Origin of the sequence: Tsuneonella suprasediminis (genome assembly GCF_003605755.1) — a bacterium.
GTDB lineage: Bacteria > Pseudomonadota > Alphaproteobacteria > Sphingomonadales > Sphingomonadaceae > Tsuneonella > Tsuneonella suprasediminis.
In genome coordinates this window covers 19,802-39,726 of record NZ_RAHJ01000018.1, presented here as the reverse complement: position 1 = coordinate 39,726, position 19,925 = coordinate 19,802, and the positions used below count along the sequence as shown (strand labels likewise).

18 protein-coding genes and 1 pseudogene are annotated in these 19,925 nt (G+C 62.2%); 1 reads left to right on the top strand and 18 read right to left on the bottom strand.

Features of this window, described 5'->3' with window-relative positions; genetic code table 11:
- Positions 1 to 15 precede the first annotated feature (15 nt).
- Positions 16 to 1,968: a cytochrome c/FTR1 family iron permease gene (locus D6858_RS06240; RefSeq protein ID WP_120108348.1), complete on the bottom strand. Its 1,953-nt coding sequence runs from the start codon at positions 1,966 to 1,968 to the stop codon at positions 16 to 18.
- 96 nt (positions 1,969 to 2,064) lie between these two features.
- A complete protein-coding gene (locus D6858_RS06235; protein ID WP_039388625.1) occupies positions 2,065 to 2,682 on the bottom strand; it encodes a cation efflux transmembrane domain-containing protein in 618 nt (205 codons plus the stop codon).
- Positions 2,683 to 2,757: 75 nt separating this feature from the next.
- Here D6858_RS06235 and D6858_RS06230 point away from each other — a divergent pair, with 75 nt between their 5' ends.
- Positions 2,758 to 3,156: a MerR family transcriptional regulator gene (locus tag D6858_RS06230; protein ID WP_039388626.1), complete on the top strand. Its 399-nt coding sequence runs from the start codon at positions 2,758 to 2,760 to the stop codon at positions 3,154 to 3,156.
- A 22-nt stretch (positions 3,157 to 3,178) separates the two neighbouring features.
- Here D6858_RS06230 and D6858_RS16350 read toward each other — a convergent pair whose 3' ends face one another.
- The 16 genes and pseudogenes from D6858_RS16350 to D6858_RS06150 all read right to left on the bottom strand — a co-directional run bounded on the left by D6858_RS16350 (position 3,179) and on the right by D6858_RS06150 (position 19,812).
- Positions 3,179 to 3,481, bottom strand: coding sequence for a cation transporter dimerization domain-containing protein (locus tag D6858_RS16350; protein ID WP_476718450.1), 303 nt, complete (start codon positions 3,479 to 3,481; stop codon positions 3,179 to 3,181).
- Between the two features lie 141 nt (positions 3,482 to 3,622).
- On the bottom strand, positions 3,623 to 4,312 hold the full coding sequence (locus D6858_RS06220; RefSeq protein ID WP_120108345.1) for a ZIP family metal transporter: 690 nt from the start codon (positions 4,310 to 4,312) through the stop codon (positions 3,623 to 3,625).
- A 71-nt stretch (positions 4,313 to 4,383) separates the two neighbouring features.
- Positions 4,384 to 4,677: an aldehyde dehydrogenase family protein gene (locus D6858_RS16205; protein WP_255352634.1), complete on the bottom strand. Its 294-nt coding sequence runs from the start codon at positions 4,675 to 4,677 to the stop codon at positions 4,384 to 4,386.
- Between the two features lie 115 nt (positions 4,678 to 4,792).
- Positions 4,793 to 5,005, bottom strand: a pseudogene (locus tag D6858_RS16200) (aldehyde dehydrogenase family protein); the annotation flags it as partial.
- Positions 5,002 to 6,642, bottom strand: coding sequence for an acetolactate synthase large subunit (locus D6858_RS06210; protein WP_120108343.1), 1,641 nt, complete (start codon positions 6,640 to 6,642; stop codon positions 5,002 to 5,004). The pseudogene D6858_RS16200 and the gene D6858_RS06210, both read right to left, overlap by 4 nt.
- 3 nt (positions 6,643 to 6,645) lie before the next feature.
- The gene (locus D6858_RS06205) at positions 6,646 to 7,692 is read right to left on the bottom strand and encodes a hypothetical protein (protein WP_039388630.1); all 1,047 of its coding nucleotides are present in this window, start codon (positions 7,690 to 7,692) and stop codon (positions 6,646 to 6,648) included.
- A 118-nt stretch (positions 7,693 to 7,810) separates the two neighbouring features.
- On the bottom strand, positions 7,811 to 8,440 hold the full coding sequence (locus tag D6858_RS06200) for a cation diffusion facilitator family transporter (RefSeq protein WP_039388631.1): 630 nt from the start codon (positions 8,438 to 8,440) through the stop codon (positions 7,811 to 7,813).
- Positions 8,441 to 8,453: 13 nt separating this feature from the next.
- Positions 8,454 to 8,879, bottom strand: coding sequence for a SpoIIAA family protein (locus tag D6858_RS06195; RefSeq protein WP_240623723.1), 426 nt, complete (start codon positions 8,877 to 8,879; stop codon positions 8,454 to 8,456).
- The gene (locus tag D6858_RS06190; RefSeq protein WP_240623722.1) at positions 8,848 to 10,932 is read right to left on the bottom strand and encodes a heavy metal translocating P-type ATPase; all 2,085 of its coding nucleotides are present in this window, start codon (positions 10,930 to 10,932) and stop codon (positions 8,848 to 8,850) included. Before D6858_RS06190 ends, D6858_RS06195 begins: the two co-directional genes overlap by 32 nt.
- Positions 10,933 to 11,114: 182 nt before the next feature.
- Positions 11,115 to 11,462 carry a DUF190 domain-containing protein gene (locus D6858_RS06180; RefSeq protein WP_039388633.1) on the bottom strand — a complete coding sequence of 116 codons (348 nt, stop codon included), beginning with the start codon at positions 11,460 to 11,462 and terminating at the stop codon, positions 11,115 to 11,117.
- Between the two features lie 37 nt (positions 11,463 to 11,499).
- Entirely contained in the window at positions 11,500 to 14,775 is a 3,276-nt protein-coding gene (locus tag D6858_RS06175; protein ID WP_084591927.1) for an efflux RND transporter permease subunit, read from the bottom strand.
- A 25-nt stretch (positions 14,776 to 14,800) separates the two neighbouring features.
- Positions 14,801 to 15,949: an efflux RND transporter periplasmic adaptor subunit gene (locus D6858_RS06170; protein ID WP_039388634.1), complete on the bottom strand. Its 1,149-nt coding sequence runs from the start codon at positions 15,947 to 15,949 to the stop codon at positions 14,801 to 14,803.
- 13 nt (positions 15,950 to 15,962) lie between these two features.
- A complete protein-coding gene (locus tag D6858_RS06165) occupies positions 15,963 to 17,228 on the bottom strand; it encodes a TolC family protein (protein WP_039388635.1) in 1,266 nt (421 codons plus the stop codon).
- Positions 17,229 to 17,291: 63 nt separating this feature from the next.
- The gene (locus D6858_RS06160) at positions 17,292 to 17,666 is read right to left on the bottom strand and encodes a hypothetical protein (RefSeq protein ID WP_120108338.1); all 375 of its coding nucleotides are present in this window, start codon (positions 17,664 to 17,666) and stop codon (positions 17,292 to 17,294) included.
- 123 nt (positions 17,667 to 17,789) lie between these two features.
- Entirely contained in the window at positions 17,790 to 18,743 is a 954-nt protein-coding gene (gene dmeF / locus D6858_RS06155; RefSeq protein ID WP_120108336.1) for a CDF family Co(II)/Ni(II) efflux transporter DmeF, read from the bottom strand.
- A gap of 130 nt (positions 18,744 to 18,873) precedes the next feature.
- A complete protein-coding gene (locus D6858_RS06150) occupies positions 18,874 to 19,812 on the bottom strand; it encodes a DUF2493 domain-containing protein (protein ID WP_120108333.1) in 939 nt (312 codons plus the stop codon).
- Positions 19,813 to 19,925 lie beyond the last annotated feature (113 nt).

The window sequence follows — 19,925 nt, the reverse complement described above, 5'->3', positions numbered from 1 at the left end:
GCAAACCGGGATCTCCTATCCCTCGACAGCTGCCGGCTGCGGTCCCGATGGTGATCGACTTACCCGAAATCCGGCAATCAGGGCCAGCAGCGTGAGCAATTGCGCGCCGATCGTCTCGACAGTCGGGAAGAAGCCGAGTTCGGCGAGGCGCGGCAAGCCGGCAATGAAAGTGGCGGAAAGAACTCCGGCCTCCTGGAAAGCGCCCACGCCCTTGCCCGCGAGAATGACCGCAAGGATCGCAATCAGGATAGCACTGTAGCGGAAGAACTGGGTGATCGGCAGTTTGCGGCTGTAGCGCAGCATGGCCCATGCAATGAGCGCCAGCAGCGCTACTGCGGACAAGGCACCTGCCAGTATGATGCCGCTGCTCTGCGGGTTCCACAGGGCAGCGTAGAACAGGAAAGTCTCGAACGCTTCCCGGTAGACGACCACGAATGCAAGACCAAAGAGAAACCATGCCGATCCGCGCGAAAGCGCCTTGCCCATTTTTTCCTGGATATAGCGCCGCCACTCCTCGGCCTGGGATTTGCCGTGCATCCAGATCCCGACCGATACGAGAATGACAGCCGCAAGCAGCGCGCCGATCCCTTCGGTCATCTCGCGGCTCGCCCCGCTGATGCTCACGAAGTAGGTTGCTACGACCCAGGTGGCGACACCTGCGAAAAGAGCAGCGATCCACCCACCATGGATATAGGGCAATACCTCGGAGCGCTGCGACTTTTTCACAAAGGCGATCATGGCGATCACAACCAGAAGTGCTTCGATCCCCTCGCGCAGCAGGATGGTGAACGCCCCGAGAAAGGTCGAGATTTCGCTGGCCGCCTCAGGAGCCAACGCTTCCTCGGTTCTTGCCAGCAGACTATCGATGCGAGCCCTTAGTTGCTGTAGTTCGGATGGATTCGCACCGGACTCTATTCCGGCCCGGAATTGCCCGAGCGCCTGTTCTACCTCCCGCATCAAACCGCCATCGCGCGTTGCCAGGAGGGCCTCCAGGGGTTCAAACCCGTCGAGATAGGCAGACAGGGCAAGCTGCCGCGCTTCCTCTCGGTCGCCAGCCCGATAAGCTGACAGGCTGCGATCGAGCGTATCGCGAACGAAGGCGAGCGAACCTGCGTCATTTGCCTGTCCCACCGCATCGGGATTGGCGCGAAGATAGGCCATGAGAGCGAGCGCGCGGTCCTCGCCGATCTGGTCGGCCAGACTTTCCGGCGTGAGCGCGGCGAGCGTCTCGAGATCGGGGACAAGCTGGCGTATGCCATCATCTTCCCGCCAGATACGCTCGCCTTTGGCCACATCTTCAAAAGCAATGCTGCCGGCATAGAATGCAAGCGCCCAGCGATCCTCGTCGGACAGCGATGCGAAGCTGGCCATGGACGTTCCTTCAAGCCCCTGCGTGATGACCTGGTAAAGCCCGAACGCACTGCGCTGCCGTGCCCGGTCGATATCGGTGAAGTCGATCGGCGGGGGATCAAGTGCCTGCATTGCGGCCGGTGGCGCACTTCCGGCGGCGCCGTGACACGAGGCGCAGTTTTGCGCAAAGAGCGACGCTGCCCGAGACAAATCTGGCGGGCTTCGGGGAGCCAGCGGAACCGGGTACGCCTCCAACAGCGATCCACCCAAGGCACGGGCCAGCCGGGAAACGCGCTCGATCGAGGCTTTCTTCTCAATCGCCTGACGCAGGTCCACCGACATCGCGATGAGGCCAGGTTTGGCCGAAGAACCCGGGAGCGCCGCTATTTGACCGCCGACGGTCGAAGAAAACTCGACCATTTCGCTGTATTCAAAATCGTCGATGACCTGCCCGTTCGACACCGCTGCGGAGTAATCGACAGCGATATAATCGAGCAGACGCCAAGTCGTACGCACATCGGGTTCTTCCGCGCTCGCGGTGGCGGACAGACACAGCGCAAGCGCCAGCAGAATGAGCCGCAGTGCCGGATGGACGGTAGCGGAGACGATGCGATGCATGAGGGAGCTCTATAACTTGTGCAATTAATTCGCAATAGCAGGGTATAGACGGAAACGTATTTCCCCCAATCCGCAATCGCGGGCATATTCTGAAGTTTAGGTAGAGCGCAGTTCGCCACGTGCCTGTTTGAAGACCTCGGCACTTCCCCACACCGCCAGTCCTGCCATGATGCTCGCCACAACCAGATCGGGCCACGCACGGCCGGTGCCGAAAACGCCAATCGCTGCCGCCAGCACGGCGATATTACCGATCGCGTCGTTGCGCGAACAGATCCACACCGAGCGCATGTTCGCATCGCCCGAGCGATACCGGAACAGCATCGCGGCGACGGCGAGATTTACCGCCAGAGCAAGAGAACCGATGGCGCCCATCGTTCCAGGCTCGGGCGACGCCTCGACAAAGAAACCCCAGATGGCCGAGCCGAGCACCCACACGCCGAAAGCCAGCATGGTCGCTGCTTTCGCAAGGGCCGCGCGTGCGCGCCATGCAATAGCCATTCCGGCAACTCCGAGACTGATGGCGTAATTGGCCGAATCGCCGAGAAAATCGAGGGCATCGGCCTGCAGTGCGCGCGAATCAGCTGCTATCCCGGCCACGATCTCAACAGCGAACATGATGGCGTTGAGAGCGAGGGCCACCCACAGGATCCGGCGCCATTGCGGATCGTTATGGGCATCGCCGACATCGGCGGCATCGCAACAATTCTTCGCCATCCACTCGACTCCTGGTTTCAAGACCGCCTATGCACCTTGTAGCCACTACAAGGTCAAGCGATTGGGGATGATGGTATGAGAATTGGTGAGGTCGCGCGCAAAACCGGCGTCAAGGCGGAGACGATCCGCTTCTATGAGCGCGAAGGCATTTTAACTGCCCCGCCCCGCACCCGATCCAACTATCGCGATTACGGACCTGACGAGGCGGCGACATTGACCTTCATTCGCCGGGCGCGCGATCTCGGCTTTTCGATGCCGGATGTCCGCGAACTGCTCGAGTTATCGAACGAGGACGATCGATCTTGCGCTGAGGTCGATTCATTGGCGCGTGCGCATCTTGATCAGGTAGAACGAAAGATTGCCGCCCTGCAGGTCATGCGCGATGAACTCTCGCGCATGATCGCAAGCTGTGAACAGTATACCATCAGCGATTGCAGGATAATCGATACTCTTGCCGCTTCGCATGGCCCCTGACGATCAGGGGAACCTGCGACAGTCAGCGCCTGCGGATTTCATTTTCATTTGCCATCCAGGGAACGCGGTGCTCGGGGACAAGCGCATTATCGCAACCTGGCGCTCGGCACGCCTCGAAAGACGCATGTCCAATTGCGAACCGTTCGGCAAGAAGGCTTCGCAGTTGAACCTTGAGGTCCTCGAAAGCATCTAGCGAGGTTGACGATAGGACGACGTGCGTCTCAAGCGCACGATGATGCTCGCCAAGGTTCCAGACATGAACGTGGTGGACGCTTTCGATACCTTTCTGATTTTCGAGAACGGCAACGATCCGGTCGAACTCCAGCCCGTCGGGTACTGCGTAGGCGCTTCGGATTGCGCTCCGGTTGCGACGCTCACTTCTCCGTCAAGAGCGCCCTAGCGCTTCATGCGGTGATTGGCGAAGCGAGCGCGCAGGCGGCGCGCGAGAGGGCAAGCGGAAATTCGACTAGACCGTCATCGCCTCTTCCAACATCAGCAAGAGAAGAAATCCGACGAAGAACATCGACGCGACCAAAGGCCCTTCGGGTGACTCGTGCGCGTCAACCAGCAATTCCTCGGTCACCAGATAGAGCAGCGCAATGAGTCCGAAGGCGAACAGGCCCGTCAGAACGGCCGTGGGCAGAACAGCGGCGGCCGTCCCAGCGAGGGTTCCCAGCGGCAGAAGCAGTCCGACGGCAGTCACTGTCAGCAGCAGTTTGCCGGTGCGCCAGCCCCGGCCAGCAAGGCCGAGAGCAAGCGCGACACCGATGAACAGGACCTCGAGGGATAACGCAATTGTGAGAAGCAGACCAGTTTGCAGCGCGGCAGTAAAGCCGATTCCCAGCACCAGTCCGTCGATGAAGAGATCGACCCCGATGAGCGTCGTCAGCGCCAGCGGCCCTTCGAACTTCTCGCCAATGCGCTTGATCGCCAGCATGAGCACGACGCCGAGGGCGCCGCCGATCAGGACTGCGACGGGCGAGACGGTATGCTTGAGGGCCGGGAGAATTTCGCCCGCCGCCGCCGCAAAGACGACCCCTGCCGCCAGGTGTTGAACGCCTGCGGTGAAGGCCGGACCGGGCCGGCGCCAACTCGCGTAGGCAGCCCCGGCAATCACGGCGACGAGCGGCACAAGGGTGTAGAGGAGCGCCTGCATTCGCTAAGACCCGTCTTTCCAGGCTGTGTCGCCTGACACGCCACCGCCGCGTTCGCCCTCGCCCGAAATTTTCAGTCGCGGACCGCCGGCCTTTTCGTTTCGCTTGTGCGACGATTGCCCAGCCACGGAAAGAGCGCGCCACCATCGGGCAAACCTGCTTCATGAAGAATGTTTACGAAGCTTCGACATGACAAGGGCGTTTCCAACGCGGGCTTGATGAGGACAGGACAACCTGCGGCGACCGCGGGTCCAAACTGGACGATCAGGTTGAGAGGGTGATTGAAAGCCGAGATTGCAACGACAGGACCGATCGGCTCGCAGAACGTGTACGCCGTCCGCCCCGCACCGGCCGGGGTAAGATCCATGGGGATCTCGCAGCTGCCCCCATCGAACTGCACCTGAACCCACAGTTAGACGTCTGTTGACCGCGCGCTCGGTTTCCACACGGGCATCGGCCAGAGGCTTGCCGCCCTCGCGGACAATCTGAAGCGCAAGCTCTTCGGCGCGTTCGGCCATGATTCCGCCTGCCCGCCGAAGGATGGCGATACGATCATACACCGGAAGCCATGCGCTGCGGTCGCTGTGGAGCGATGTCGCATCGTTCAGCCAGCCATCGATTTCAGGCCATTGGGCGAGTGGCACTTCGGCGATGGGTTCGCGGTCGAACGGGTTGTGTACGGTCGTTTTTTTCATAGGTCGCAGACCTTCGCGCCCAGTTCGTCGATGAGAACCTTATTGTTTTCGGAATAATCGACCGGGAGATCGACCAGATGGACGCCGCCTGCCTTGAACGCGGCATCCAACACGGGGATGAGCTGCGAGCTTTGTTCGATCCGGTGGCCGGTCGCCCCATAGCTCTTTGCATAAGTTACGAAATCGGGGTTGGCGAAAGTCAGACCATAATCAGGAAAACCGAGCTGGTCCTGCTTCCAGCGTATCATGCCGTAGGCCGCATCATTCAGAACCAGAACGACGAGATCGAGCGCGAGCCGGACGGCGGTTTCGAGTTCCTGCGAGTTCATCATGAATCCGCCGTCTCCGCACACTGCCAGGACTCGCCGTCCGGGCGACAGCATGGCTGCCATCATCGCTGACGGCAGTCCCGCGCCCATCGTCGCCAGAGCGTTGTCGAGGAGAATGGTCCCCGGCTCGTGCGCGATGTAGTTGCGTGCGAACCAGATCTTGTAGATGCCGTTGTCCAGCGCGACGATATCGTGGCGCGCCATCACACTGCGAACGTCGGCCACCACACGCTGAGGCACCATGGGGAACCGATCGTCATCACTCGTCTCCCGAAGGTGAGATGCGATTTCCTTGTGGAGGGCCGTGTAATAGCTCCGGTCGCAATTCAGCTTGCCATCGAGGCGTTTCCCCAATCGCTCGACCGATCCGGCGATGTCGCCGATGACCTCGAGTTGGGGAAAATAGACCTGGTCGACCTCAGCTGCCTTGTAATTGATGTGAATGACAGTCTGACCGTCGGGCTCCATGAAGAAGGGCGGTTTCTCCACCACATCGTGCCCGATGTTGACGATCAGATCGGCCTTCTCGATCGCGCAGTGGACATAATCACCCGATGACAGAGCGGCTGTCCCGAGATAAAGCTCGCTGTTCTCATCCACGACGCCTTTGCCCATCTGGGTATCAAAGAATGGAAATCCAGTTTGTGCCACAAATCGCCGCAGCGCCTTCGAAGCGCGCCAGCGGTTCGCGCCCGCGCCGATCAATAGCAGAGGCCGTTCGGCGGCTAGAATGCGCTTTGCCGCTTCATCAAGCACCGCGTCTCCGGCGACAGCATAACGCCGATCGTGCGGTGGTATGATCGGCTCGATCGTATCTTCCTCAGCAATGTCCTCCGGCAACTCTAGCAGAACGGCGCCAGGTCGCTCCTCTTGGGCCAGGCGAAACCCCTCGCGGACCAGCGAAGGAATACGGTTCCCGTTCACGATCTGCGTTGATGCCTTGCACAAAGGCCTAAACAGCGAAACCACATCCACGATCTGGAATTGTGCCTGCTTCGACGTCTTGATTGGTTTCTGCCCGGTGATGATGATGAGGGGGAAAGCCCCGAGCGCCGCATAAGCGGCAGGTGTGGTAAGGTTTGTCGCACCAGGCCCGAGGGTCGCCAGGCAAACGCCCGCCTTGCCGGTCAGCCGCCCATATGTCGCAGCCATGAAGCCCGCGCCTTGTTCGTGGCGAGTGACCACCAGTTGAATCGAGGACGTACGCAGGGATTCGAGCAAATCGAGATTCTCCTCGCCCGGAACGGCGAAGATGTACTCGACCCCCTCGGCCTCGAGCGCGGCGACAAAGAGGTCAGAGGCTTTCATGGGTTATCTTCCTCGCTGAATCGGCGATCTCGCGGAACGCCCCACCCGAAAGGATACCGCGAACGAACGGTCTATAGGACGCTGATCCCGACCGCGAGAACGGATGTGCCTCTCGCTCAGACGTTGCACGTCGGAGGGAATGACTCTGACGGCCATGAACGAAATGACGATGGGGTTCGGCCAGCAGATGGTTTCCATACAAAAAAAGGAGGTGACTTCGACGGCCGCCGATGGAGACGGATGACCAAACGAACCGGAGGCTTGAGGCGGCAAAACGGCCTCGATCCCCTCGGCGAGCAGCATCAGGGCAGCAAGGCTGGCAATCAGGACTGAAAGACCACGCCCAAGTCTGGGAGCGGCGGATTTCGTTTGATCAACAAGACCGAAAGCCCCGACCATGAGGGATCCCGCCTCGAATGCGAGCAACGCCGTCACCACCTCGGGGGTTAGCAATTTGAGCAAGGAATATGTTCCGAGTGCCCCGCCGAGAAACAGAATTGAAGCAATCGCGAAGTTGAGGCCAAGCTTCCTTTTGGCACCGTTTGGGGTTACGGATATGTCTGGAATCTTTGGCCACAAAACTGCCCAGGCCATGGCAAGGCCGATTGCAATTTTTAGTTCGACGTCGCGCGACGCGATGGCGGCGGTTCCAAAAATGAGCCCACCGGCGAGTGCCAGCGCCGCGGTTCGAAAGTTCTTGCGCCAGCCATATTGCCGATCCGTCGGCCCCTCGTTCGCCATACGGTTCCGAGTGAGCCATTTTGATGGATCCAAACCAAGACACGCGGCGAAGCTCAGGCCTCCCGCCAACATGGCCAGGGTTTCCGGCGGTCCGAGGGCCTTCTCGCTGGCGAGTTCGAAAAGAAGAATAAGAGCGAGACCCAGGGCAAACCCCGCCGACAGGAAGGCGGCCAGATCCCCGGCAGGCTGCGACAACAGAAGGCCGCGGACGCACAGAACGGTCGCCCCTGCAATCACTGCCATGAGGATGCCTACGGTCAGGACGTGCGAAAGTCCTTCGGAAGCGATAATAAGATCGACCAAGGTCATGCAGAGAACGCCGTTTCGCAGCGACGCCGCGTCGAAGCTTCATGTCGGCATGTCGCAACGGCCTGGATACAATTCGGATGGCTTAACGTCGCGACGGGCCTGGGTGAAAACCTTCCAATCACCGCCCGTCGCTCTGGCGGTTCGCTCTTTCCTCGTCATGTTTGTCGGAGTGCGCATCCCGGAGGATATCGATCCCGCCGTATAACGCGATGCCGGCGACCGCGACGCCCACCAAGAGATCGGGCCAGTTCGCGCCCGTGATCATCACAATGATACCGGCAATGATGATGCCGCCGTTGGAGATGAAATCGTTGAAGCTGAATGTGGTCGCCGCGCGCAGGTTGACATCCTTGTGCTGCATTTTCTGCAGCAGGCGGAGGCAATAGAGGTTCACGATCCCCGCTATAGCTGCCATCGCAATCATCAGGATGCCGCCGGGATCGGATCCCTCCAGGTAACGTCGGACGGCGTCGGCAATGACGCCGCCGGCGAATATCAGGAGCATGATCCCTGAAAAACGCGCGGCGCCGCGCTTCCAGCTTCCCGACCGCGACAACGCAAGGAGGCTGAGGCCGTAGACGATGGCATCCGAGGAGTTATCGAGACCATTGGCGAGAAGTGCGTTCGAGTCCGCAAAATAGCCACCAACGAAGAAGCCGACCGCGATCGCGACGTTGAGCCACAGAACGATCCACAATGTCCGGCGCTTGTCCGCCGAAGCCAAGTCGAATTCCGCATCATCGGTCATCGCATTGCCCCTTTCAAGTCTCCAGCCACCGCTTCGCCTGTGCTCGCTCCTCGCGTTCGAAAAAGCGCATCTTTGCAGAAGGGAAGAGGGGATTCGACAGCTTGGTTCCCCACTCCTCCCATCTCTTGTGGCCAACGACAGCGATCCGCCCAAAGCTGTCCTTGTGTTTCACGTCGAACTTCAGATCGCGCCAGAGCCCGCCCAGATCCCAACCGGCAAAGTCGTCATCCAATTCAATCAGCATCGGAAGGCGCCCCGCCCCGCGCGCGGCTGCTTCTTCGAAGGCGGGCACGAAGCGATCATAATCCGCCAGGGTGAGTTTGCCGCCCGCTCTGATGACAAGGATGCGGTCTTCTTCGGTTAGTTCCAACATATTCAAACCTCGCAGGCTGTTTGACTTTTCCTTTTCAGACACCGGGTGGGCGGTGTCGCGGCCCATCACGATAGGCAAGCAGTCGGAGCGCGTTGAACACCACGACCAGGGTCGAACCTTCGTGCATCGCGACCGCGGGACCGATCCCGAGGCCGAGAATTGTCGCCGGCACCAGCACGGCGACGACGCCGAGGCTTACATAGACGTTCTGTCGAATGATGGATTTCGTGCGCCTGCTGAGGCCGACCGCAAAGGGGAGATGCGCCAGGTCGTCGGCCATCAGTGCGACATCGGCCGTTTCCAGCGCAACATCCGATCCGGCCGCACCCATGGCGATGCCGACGGTGGCGTTCGCCATCGCCGGGGCGTCGTTCACGCCGTCGCCGACCATCGCGACCCTCGTGGTGTCGCGGATGGCCTTGATGACTTCGACCTTGTCTTCGGGGAGAAGATCGCCGCGCGCCTCATCGATGCCGACCTCGGCGGCGACCGCATCAGCGACCCGCTGATGATCGCCCGAGATCATGATCATGCGCTTGATGCCGAGCGCACGCAATCGCATCAGAGCATCCCTGGCGGGTCCCCGCGGGGTGTCCATCAGACCGATCGCGCCGAGATCGCGCCCGCCCATGCGCACGGCCACGCTTGTCTGACCGGCCCGGCGCAGCCGATCGATTGCCGCCTCCATGTCCGCGGACAATGGGGCGAGCCCCTCGACGCCGAACATCTCGGCCTTGCCGATGATGACATTCTCGCCGTCGATCTTCGCCGAAACACCCCGGCCGGTCAGGCTTTCAAGTCCCGTGGCGCGGGGGATGGGACTATCGCCCACGTGCTCGCGGCCGTGTTCCGCGATTGCTCGCGCAAGCGGGTGATCGCTCAGGCTTTCGACGGCGACCGCAACCCCCATCAACTCTTCTTTAGTCACGCCCGCTGCGGGCACGATCTCCTGGATGCGTGGCTCACCCATGGTCAGCGTGCCTGTCTTGTCGAACGCGATCACGTCGAGCGATCCCAACAGTTCGAGTGGGGCTCCGCCTTTGATCAGCACACCGCCCCGCGCGGCGCGCGCAATTCCCGAAAGGACCGCGCTGGGCGTGGCAATCGCGAGCGCGCAGGGACTGGCCGCGACGAGCACCGCCATGGCCCGGTAAAAGCTGTCGCGAAACGGCTCGTCGACGACCACCCAGGCAAACAGGAGCAGCACCGCGAGCGCCAGCACGGCAGGCACGAAGATCCGCTCGAAGCGATCGGTGAAGCGCTGCGTCGGAGATTTCCGCGTGTCGGCCTCGCTCACCATCTTCACCACCTTGGCGAGCGTCGTCTCGCTCGAAAGGCGGGTCACTTCGATCTCGATCATGCCGCTGCCGTTGATGGTCCCGGCGAAGACCCGATAGGCGGCATCGAGCCCGTCCGGGTCGGCGCGCGCGGCCTCGTCGTTCATCACGAAGCGCTTGTCGACCGGCATGCTTTCCCCGGTCACCGGGGCCTGGTTGATCGCGGTGATGCCCTTGACGATGAACCCGTCCGAGGGAACCCGCTCGTCGGGCCTGACCACGACAATCGCGCCAACCGTCAGCTCCTCGACAGGAACTTCGCGAAGTTCGCCATCGTCACCGCGCACGGTGGCGGTTTTCGGAGCGAGTTCGGCAAGCGCCTCGATCGCGCGCTTCGCGCGGCCCATGGCGTAGTGTTCGAGCGCGTGGCCAAGGCTGAACAGGAACAGCAGAAGCGCACCTTCGGCGAACGCGCCGAGCGCAGCGGCCCCCGCGGCCGCAACGAGCATCAGCGTGTCGATCTCGAACTTGCGCTGCTTCAGATTGTCGACCGCCTCGCGCACGGTGAAGAAGCCGCCGAAGAAATAGGCTGCGAGGTAAAGCGCGGTGGGTGACCACCCGGGCGCATCAGCCACGAGCTTGTCGATGGCGAAGCCGATAGCGAGCAGGCCGCCGCAAATGAGCGCAAATATCAGTTCCGAGTTCGCGCCGAGCGGGCCGCCATGTGCGTGATCGTGATCGTGATCGTGCTCGTGCTCGTCGTGGCCCTGATCGGGCGGCGGCGCGCCGGGGGTGCCGCATTCGGGCGCGGGAGATTGTTCGAAGGTCTGTGGCGGTGTCATTCTTGAACCTTAGGAGCTTCGCGCAAGAACAGCCGCGAAGGCCGCGTCTTGAGTGGAGCCGAGCACAATTGTGTCCGGGGCGAACGCGCCGCATCCAGCTGTCCCCCGCTCCCAAACTGGATGGACGTGGAGTCGGCGCAGAAGGCGGCCACGAGTTCGCTTGCTATCTGGCGTTGGCTCATTCAGGCCTCGCGTTTGCGGGGATGGTCGGCGGCGAAAAGGATTTCCACCGCCTCGAGAGTGATGAGCCCGATGCCGTGCATATCCGCGAGTTGCGGGACGAAATCGCGCAGCCGGTCTTCGCGGTCGACGAGCTCGATGACCATCGGCGGATTATCGCCGATTCCCAGCGAGTAGTGCCGATGCACCGCCGAACCCGAAGCGAAGCCGAGCCGACCGCGCAGCACGGTCGCCCCGGCCAGGCCCGCCTGTCGCGCCCTGCCGACTACGACGTGCACGGCTTCTTCGTCGCCGTGCATCGCTGCCTCATCGGTATAAATCCGCATCAGCATGGATTTGGTCTGCGTCATCGATGCTCTCCTTCAATCTTCACTCGGCAAAAGACGATCACACTGCGCCCCGTCGCCGCCAGCGCGCGAGAGGGCCGAAAGTCGGCAGCGTGGGCATCCATTTGCGAAGATCCCATCGCGCTCCCCCGTCGCCCTGCCGTGCCAGGATTAGGCGTGTCACCGCCGGCAGGACGAACAGGGTAAGGATTGTGGCCGTGATGAGACCGCCGATCACAACGATCGCGAGCGGCTTCTGCACTTCAGCGCCGGTTCCGGTCGCAAGCGCCATCGGCACGAAGCCGAGCGAGGGCACGATCGCGGTCATCAGCACTGCCCGGAATCGCTCGACGGCACCGCCATAGATGGAGTCATCGAGCGACATCCCTTCGCGCAATCGGCCCTGCATGCTCGTCATCATCACGAGTCCATTGAGCACCGCCACACCGGCAAGAACGATGAAGCCTACCGCGACCGAGATCGAGAACGGGAGTCCGGTCAGCGCCAGCGAGAATATCCCCCCGGCGATCCCGAGCGGGACCGTGACGAAAACGGCCGTCGCCATGCGCAGATTGCCGAGCGCCATGACGAGAAGGCCAAAGATAACCAGGCCCACGATGGGAACGACCACGCCGATCCGCGCCTGCGCGGCCTGGAGGTTCTCGTACTGCCCGCCCCACTCGAGATAGGCACCCGAGGGCAGCTGAACCTGTTGCGCGATCTTCTGCTTCGCCTCGGCCACGACCGAGCTGACGTCGCGCCCGCGGACGTTCAGCTGCACCACGACTCGCCGCTTGCCGTTTTCGCGGCTGATCTGGTTCAGCCCCTCAACCTCCTTGAGGCTTGCGAGCGAGCGCAAGGGAACCGACCGGCGTTCGCCTACCCCCTCTTCTGGGAGCATCACCGGAAGCGCCCCGATCGCATCGAGATCGTTGCGCACCTCGTCCGGCAGGCGAACCACGATGTCGAACCGCCGGTCGCCCTGGAAGACGAGACCGCTTTCGGCTCCCCCCAAGGCGGAGGAAACGGTCGCCGCCACTTCATCGACGGTCAGGCCATGCGCGGCGATGGCTGCCCTGTTGAATTCGATGTCGAGCGTTGGAAACCCTTCGGTCTGTTCTACTGAGACTTCGGTCGCACCATCGATCCCCGAAAAGATCGCTGCCAGCTGGTTGGCAGCAGCGGTTAGCTGCTCCAGGTCGTCGCCGAAGATCTTGACCGCGATGTCGCCGCGCACGCCGGCGATCAACTCGTTGAAGCGCATCTCGATCGGCTGACTGAATTGGAAGTCGCTGCCGATGCGCTTCGAGATCGCCTGCTCCATCTGTTCGATCAATTCCGGCTTCGACAGGTCGGGATCCGGCCATTCGTCGCGCGGCTTGAGGATGACGAACGCATCCGAGATGTTGGGCGGCATGGGATCGCTGGCGACCTCGGCCGTTCCTGTCTTCGAATAGATGTAATCGACCTGGGGAAATGCCGTGACCGTCTTCTCGATACCAAGCTGCATTTCGAGCGACTGATCGAGCGAGGTCGAGGGAATCCGGATCGACTGGATCGACAGATCCTGCTCGTCGAGCTGCGGCATGAACTCGCTGCCAATGAAACCAAAGACGACCAGCGAGAACGCAAACACGCCGAACCCCGCTAGCGCCGCTCGTTTGGGCCAGGCCAGCGCCTTGCGCAGCGCCGGCTCGTACTTGGCCTTAAGCCACGCGACCAGGCGTACTTCCTTTTCGGCAACCTTGCCGCGGATCAGGAGTGCGAGGAGGGCCGGGACCAACGTCAGCGAGATGACGAACGCTGAGAGGAGTGCGAGCATCACCGTGATGGCCATCGGCGAGAAGGTCTTGCCTTCCACGCCCTGGAAGGTGAGCAGCGGGACAAACACGAGCAGGATAATCGCTTGTCCGAATAAAGACGGTCGGATCATCTCTCTGGTCGACGCGATGACCTCCTCGAGCCGCTCACCGAGTGCGAGCAGGCGTCCTTCCTCATGCTGGCGTTCGCTGACCCGGCGCAGGAAGTTCTCGACGATGATCACACTGCCATCGACGATCAGGCCGAAGTCGAGGGCGCCCAAACTCATCAGGTTGCCCGAGACACCGACCCGGTTCATGCCGATCGCCATCATCAGGAAGGACAGGGGAATGACGAGCGCGGTGATCACAGCAGCGCGGAAATTTCCGAGCAGCAAAAATAGCGACGCGATCACCAGGAGCGCACCCTCGGTCAGATTTTTCTCGACCGTGGCGATCGTCGCGTTGACGAGCTTGGACCGGTCGAGCACGACATCGAGTTCGATGTCGGGCGGCATGGTCGGCGCAAGTTCGGCGAGGCGATCGCCCGCAGCAGCAGCCACGGACCGGCTGTTCTCGCCCAGAAGCATCAGGGCCGTTCCTACGACCGCTTCCTCGCCATCCTTGGAGGCGGCGCCAGTACGCAGATCGCCTCCGTTCTGCACGCTGGCGACGTCGCGCACGTGTACCGGGATCCCTTCGCGACGCGCGATGATAGCGTCCTCGATTTCCTCAATCGTGCGGAAGCGCGCGTCGGAGCGCACCAGAAACGCTTCGCCGCCCCGCTGGACGTAGTTGGCGCCGACCGACAGGTTGATGCTTTCCAGCGCGCTCGCGAGTTCGTCGAAACCAATGCCGAAGGACGCCATACGCGTCGATGACGGCGTCACCACGAACTGGCGCGCATACCCCCCGATGGAATCGACGCCTGCCATGCCGTCCACGTTGCGAATCTGCGGGGCGATGACCCAGTCCTGCAAAGTGCGCAGATAGGCCGCGCGCGAGACGTCGTCGGTCAGACGCTCGCCCTCGGGCGTGAGATAGGAGCCGTCGGCCTGCCAGCCCGGTCCGGTGCGTCCCGTTTCCCGCGTTCGGTCCGCGTAGCTCACCGTCCACATCAACACCTCGCCCAGACCGGTCGAGACCGGGCCCATCGAGGGCTCGGCCGTTGCGGGCAGGTTGTTGCGCACTGTGGTGAGCCGCTCGGCGACCTGCTGGCGGGCGAAGTAGACGTCGGTGCTGTCGCTGAAGATCGCGGTAACCTGCGAGAAGCCGTTGCGCGAGATTGAGCGGGTCGATTCCAGCCCCGGAATGCCGGCAAGTGAGACCTCGACTGGGTAGGTAACCAGGCGTTCGACATCGAGCGGAGAGAGCGTCGGATCGACTGTGTTGATCTGGACTTGGTTGTTCGTGATGTCCGGCACCGCGTCGATCGGCAGATTGAGGAGGTTGATGGTTCCCCAGATCGCGACCGCCGCCGTTAGGAACAGGACGAGGATGCGGTTGCGGACCGACATCTCGACTAGACTGGAAATCATCTTGGCAACTCCGGCTCAATCTGGATCAATGTTCTGCTTCGCCGCGTCCGAGCTCTGCCTTGAGCAGGAACGCCTTGCGGCCCGCGATGCGCGTGCCAGCGGCAAGCCCACCAAGGATCTCCACCCTTTCCGAAGTGCGCGCGCCGACCTGCACGGGTTGGACCTTGAAGCCGTTGGCGGTCCGGACGAACACGACATCCCGGCCGTCCACCGATTGCACGGCCTCGGCCGGCACCACCAAGGCACCGCCTGTTCCTTCCGGTGTGCGACTTTCGATCCGCACTCGCACATATTCGCCGGGCAGGAGGCCGGCGCCCGAGGCCGGGGCAAGGACGACGGTTGCCGAGCGGTTCTCGACATCGGCCGTGGGTGTCACGCTGAGCACCCTGGCGGTAATTTCCCCGCCAGGCGCTTCCACGCGTGCCGCTGCGCCTGCGGCGATGCGCCGGGCATCTTCCGCCGGAACCGCGGCCTCGATCTGCACGCTGTTGGCGTTGGCTATGCGGTAGAGTTCGTCTTGAGCCGTCACGTACGAACCGAGGACCACCGGCGCGCCCGTCACCCTGCCCGCAATCGGAGAGCGTACGGCAATGGTGCGGCCCGACGCATTTGCTGCCGCCGCGGCCTGCCTTGCCCGTGATACCTCGGCGAGGGCTTGCTGGTATTCTGCCCGAACTGTTTCGAGATCCGCACGCGCCGTTACCTGCTCATCAAAGAGCTTCTGTTCACGTTCGAGCCTCGTCCGCGCGAGTTCGGCGCGAGCCTGCGCCGAGGTAACATCGGCAGTTATCGCCGCCGCTTCCCGGCTGTCGATCGTGGCTACGGTCTCGCCGCGGCGAACAGGGTCGCCCAGCCTTTTCGCAATACGTGCGACCCGCCCCTCCGCGCCCGCGCTGAGCACGGCTTGGCCTTGCGGCGATGTGGCGACGCTACCTTGAGCGATGATTTCGGCACCGAGCGAACTCGCGCTTGCGGCTACTATGTCAAGCTGGGAAGCCTTGATCTGCTCATCGGTAAGCTCAACAATCCCTTCGGCTGCATGATTTTCTTCCGACCCTTCGGTCGCTACTGCGTCCGAGCTCTCGGTCCCGTCGCCTCCCCCCCACAACCAGAGAACTGCGATTAGAATAAGCACGGCTCCCACCAGCGCTACGATCAGATTTCTGCGGTTCATTTTTTGAAGACTCCTAGAGCGCTGAAAGACGGATGAGACGCGCCGCAGCCTGTCCGCGGGTCTCCTGCGCATCGATCAGCGCGTTACGGATGGCATCGCGCGCTTCGGCGGCGCTAAGAACTTCGATAAGCGGAAACCGACCTGCCCGGTATCCGATGCGAACCAGGCGCAAGGCCTCTTCAGCCTGCGGAAGCGATGTGTTCGACAAAGTGTCGACGCGTGCTTCAGCGGCCAGGAACTCGGCGCGCGCCTGCGCGACTTCCTGCCGGAAATCGGCTCGAACGATAGCTTCGCGCGCAGTAGCCGCTCGCAGCCGCGCTTGGGCCGCGGCTATGTTCCCCTGGTTACGGTCCCGGAACGGGAGCGGGATGGCCACGCCGACGAGGAAGGCGTTGTCCTTGCTTTCGGAGAACCGGCGGACGCCGGCCGATATGACCGGGTCCGGCACGCGCAGCGACTGCTCGCGAGCAATCGCTGCTTCTGCGGCTGCGGACTCCGCCCGCGCGACTTGTAGCCGCAGGGTGTCCTCGCTTGCGACAAGCCCCGCGGGTGGTTCGATGTGCGGAATGTCGGGAGGAACGGAAGGAAGTGTTTCGGACGCGCTCCACAGCGATCCGAGAGCCGCGCGCGCCGCAATACTCGCGGCTTCGGCGGCCTGCAGTTCGGCTTCGGCCTCCGCTAGCGCCGCCTTCGCGCGAAGGGCCCGCAAAGGCGGCTCGCGCCCTGTCTCGACTAGCAAATCGGCTATGCGGGTTAGTTCGCGATTGCGACCAACGATATCCTGGGCCAGCTCGACCCTCGCGGCGGCGGCGGCGGCACTGACGTAGCGCTCCCGCACAGAAAAGCCCAGTTCCGCTAACGATAGATCGCCTCTGAGCGAGGTGACACGCGCTTCGGCTTCCGCGGCCCGAACGCGCGCACTCCGCTTCCCTCCCAGCTCAATGCGCTGGCCGACGGCTAACGTGTATTCTGTCGCCCGGAGACCCGAAAACGCACCGGTTCCGGCTATATTTTCAGCCTCGAATGATACTTCGGGGTTCGGGCGTAGTCGCGCTTGCCCGACCAAGGCTTCGGCCGCTTCCTTATCGGCGCGCGGTCCAATTATACGCGGATTGAGTTCCGGTCCTTGTCTCTGCTGATCCAAGTCCTCCGAAGCCCCCGCACGGACCAGCGCGCCCTCCAACGTCAGGAGATCTTGCTCCTGCGCGGCCACCGACGTGGCAGTAGCGGCGAAGAGCAGCCCTCCAAGGAGGACTCCTCGCCAATGAATGGCTGACATTTTTCGAAAATTCCTCTGCTGACGATCCGAACTGCGCTGCGGCATGCAGCGCGGTGACGGTCGTTAGGCGCGAGGGGGGCGTTTCAGTCGGTCGGTAATGTCGGAAGCGAGCGCTTCGGCGGGAGGCGCATCGGGAACCACCACCAAATGAGGGACCGAATCCTTCTGCACGGTGCCGGCAAAGCTCGCCCCGTGATGACAATGGCCATGTCCACACACGCCGTGTTGCTCGGCCGGCGCGTCCGGATCACCCGGAACTTCGTCGGCGGCTGCGGATGACGCAGACGCGCTATCGAGCGAAGCCAGAACGGGCGTGCTTCCGGGCGCCACTTCGGCGCCGCAAGCAGCAGCATCCGCCGCCGTAACGAACACCATCGCGACCAGCATGAGCAGGACGACGAGAGGGTGCAGGACAAGGCGACGATAGCTTGTGGTCATGGATTCCAACGGCTCCTAGCAAACCGCATCAAGATTGCAAGTTCCGTAACACGATGAAGTATAAGTCTTTTGCTACAGTATAACATTCCTCGAATACTGTTTCGGTCTTTAAGAACGGCGAGATCAGGCCGCGTGAAGCTGGGGATGCGGATGCTCGCAGCGATGAATTTCGATCGTGACGTGCACATATTCTGCATGCTCTGAAAGTCGGCTGGCATAATGGTCGGGCGCGAGCGGATCATCGGCGATGAGCGAGGCGATGACTGCATACTTGCCGGGACCGATCCGCCAGATGTGCAGATCGCCGATCGCGGCGTCCCGGTCCTCGAGCGCCTCGCGCACCTCTGTGTACCGTTGAGAGGCCGCTTCGGCGTCGACAAGCACGGCAGCGGTATCGCGCAGCAGTGACCATGACCAGCGCCCTATCACGAATGCACCCACCAGCCCCATTGCCGCGTCCATCCATGCCCAGCCGAGGTACATGCCGGCGAGAAGGGCCACGATAGCCAGGACCGAGGTCAGGGCATCGGCAAGCACGTGGAAATAGGCGGAGCGCAGATTGTTATCGGCATGCGCATGGTCGTGGTGATGATGATGGTCGTGATCATGCCCATGGTGATGGTCGGCACCAAGCAGCCAGGCACTCGCGAGGTTCACCACGAGGCCGAGCACGGCGATCCAGATCGCCTCGGTATAGGCAATCGTGAGCGGACTGACGAACCTTTGAGCCGATTCAACCGCGATCCCGATTGCGAAGATGGCGAGGACAAGCGCGCTCGCGAAGCCGGCGAGGTCGCCCACCTTGCCGGTACCGAATGTGAAACGCGGGTTGTTCGCATGGCGCCTGGCAAACCAGTAGGCGAAGGCCGCGACGCCCAAGGCACCTGCATGGGTCGCCATGTGGATACCATCGGCGAGAAGCGCCATCGATCCGGTCCACAGGCCAGCGACGATTTCGACCACCATCATCGCGGCGGTCAAGGCAACGACATAACGCGTGCGCCGCTCATGGGCGTCGTGCGAGGCGCTCAGGAAGTTATGATCATGGGCGAGCGGATTGGAGTCGGCGTGATGCATGCGAGGCTGATACCCCGAGATGCCTTTCCAAGAAATCCCCTCTCCAACCGAAAAGGCAATCGACGACGATTGTCTGTGATGATCGCCGCAGCTAATCGATGGTAGAAACGCTGCGGCGACCATCAGGCTATTATCCCTTAGTCTTGGATCGGGACGTTACGGTCCTGCGATCGACCACGGTGATCCGGCGCGTCTTGGCATCGATCACCAGTCGTTCGGTGACGCCATTGCCCGGAAAGGCGACGACATAACGCGGATTTAGCGAAAGCATCTGCTCGTTGCGCTTGAACCCGGCGCGGGCACCAAGACGACGATCGAGCGAATAGGTCAACTGCTGCACTTCGCGGCGCTCGGCCCAGCTCGCGGCGAGGCGATCGGCACCCTTGCCGTCGCCGCCATGGACCAGGAAGAGATCAGGAACAGCATCGCGAACCTTGTCCAGCGTTGCCCAGATAGTGTCGGCATAGACACGCGCATCCTCGGCGCTCTCGAAGCTCTGGCGACCACCGGCGAAAACGACCGGAGTTCCTTCCGGAATCAGAGCGTGACGCCGGTTCTCGGCGCGTGCGCGGAGGAAATCGCGGGCATCGATTACGGCCGAAGTGAGGTTGCGCGAATGGCTGGTCCGCGAGCCCGAAACGGGCTTCCACGAGGAACCGGTCTCGTCGCGGTATAGTGCCGCAGCAGCTTCACGCATCTGTTCGAAGGCCAGCATGCTTGCTTCGGCGGCCTGCGCGCGTTCGACCTGTTCTTCGAGATTGCTGGAATGCACTTCGGAGCCATCGGCCGATGCGAGGAGAACCCGAATCTCGTCGCTGGCCCGGTCAAGTTGAGCCGACTTGCGGCTGGCTGCACGGTGAAAGAGATTGACCATGCCCCAGGCAATATCCTCGGCATCGGCCTCCAGGGCTGTGTCGGAAAACATCGCGAAAAGGTCGGACCATACGGCGCCAAGCGTCTGGTCGATCGCGTCCTCGCAGGGAAAATCGGTTTCGTTAAATGGGGCCGGCCTGATGCTGAGGCCTGAAAGGTCAAGGCCGTTCAACTGGTCGATGAAGCTGTCGTACATGGGGTGTCTCCTGATCGCGGGGACAAGGAGAGGAGGCACCATCGCCTCGGCCCTGTCCGCCGGAGCCCGATCAGGGCCGGGGAAAGGGGCGTGACGCACCGCGTAGCGGGAAA

Excerpts from the sequence above, each read along its gene's own strand:
- D6858_RS06240 (WP_120108348.1), bottom strand. The coding sequence starts at position 1,968 with ATGCATCGCATCGTCTCCGCTACCGTCCATCCGGCACTGCGGCTCATT.
- D6858_RS06235 (WP_039388625.1), bottom strand. The coding sequence starts at position 2,682 with ATGGCGAAGAATTGTTGCGATGCCGCCGATGTCGGCGATGCCCATAAC.
- D6858_RS06230 (WP_039388626.1), top strand. The coding sequence starts at position 2,758 with ATGAGAATTGGTGAGGTCGCGCGCAAAACCGGCGTCAAGGCGGAGACG.
- D6858_RS06220 (WP_120108345.1), bottom strand. The coding sequence starts at position 4,312 with ATGCAGGCGCTCCTCTACACCCTTGTGCCGCTCGTCGCCGTGATTGCC.
- D6858_RS16205 (WP_255352634.1), bottom strand. The coding sequence starts at position 4,677 with ATGGATCTTACCCCGGCCGGTGCGGGGCGGACGGCGTACACGTTCTGC.
- D6858_RS06210 (WP_120108343.1), bottom strand. The coding sequence starts at position 6,642 with ATGAAAGCCTCTGACCTCTTTGTCGCCGCGCTCGAGGCCGAGGGGGTC.
- D6858_RS06205 (WP_039388630.1), bottom strand. The coding sequence starts at position 7,692 with ATGACCTTGGTCGATCTTATTATCGCTTCCGAAGGACTTTCGCACGTC.
- D6858_RS06200 (WP_039388631.1), bottom strand. The coding sequence starts at position 8,440 with ATGACCGATGATGCGGAATTCGACTTGGCTTCGGCGGACAAGCGCCGG.
- D6858_RS06195 (WP_240623723.1), bottom strand. The coding sequence starts at position 8,879 with ATGGGCCGCGACACCGCCCACCCGGTGTCTGAAAAGGAAAAGTCAAAC.
- D6858_RS06190 (WP_240623722.1), bottom strand. The coding sequence starts at position 10,932 with ATGACACCGCCACAGACCTTCGAACAATCTCCCGCGCCCGAATGCGGC.
- D6858_RS06180 (WP_039388633.1), bottom strand. The coding sequence starts at position 11,462 with ATGACGCAGACCAAATCCATGCTGATGCGGATTTATACCGATGAGGCA.
- D6858_RS06175 (WP_084591927.1), bottom strand. The coding sequence starts at position 14,775 with ATGATTTCCAGTCTAGTCGAGATGTCGGTCCGCAACCGCATCCTCGTC.
- D6858_RS06170 (WP_039388634.1), bottom strand. The coding sequence starts at position 15,949 with ATGAACCGCAGAAATCTGATCGTAGCGCTGGTGGGAGCCGTGCTTATT.
- D6858_RS06165 (WP_039388635.1), bottom strand. The coding sequence starts at position 17,228 with ATGTCAGCCATTCATTGGCGAGGAGTCCTCCTTGGAGGGCTGCTCTTC.
- D6858_RS06160 (WP_120108338.1), bottom strand. The coding sequence starts at position 17,666 with ATGACCACAAGCTATCGTCGCCTTGTCCTGCACCCTCTCGTCGTCCTG.
- dmeF (WP_120108336.1), bottom strand. The coding sequence starts at position 18,743 with ATGCATCACGCCGACTCCAATCCGCTCGCCCATGATCATAACTTCCTG.
- D6858_RS06150 (WP_120108333.1), bottom strand. The coding sequence starts at position 19,812 with ATGTACGACAGCTTCATCGACCAGTTGAACGGCCTTGACCTTTCAGGC.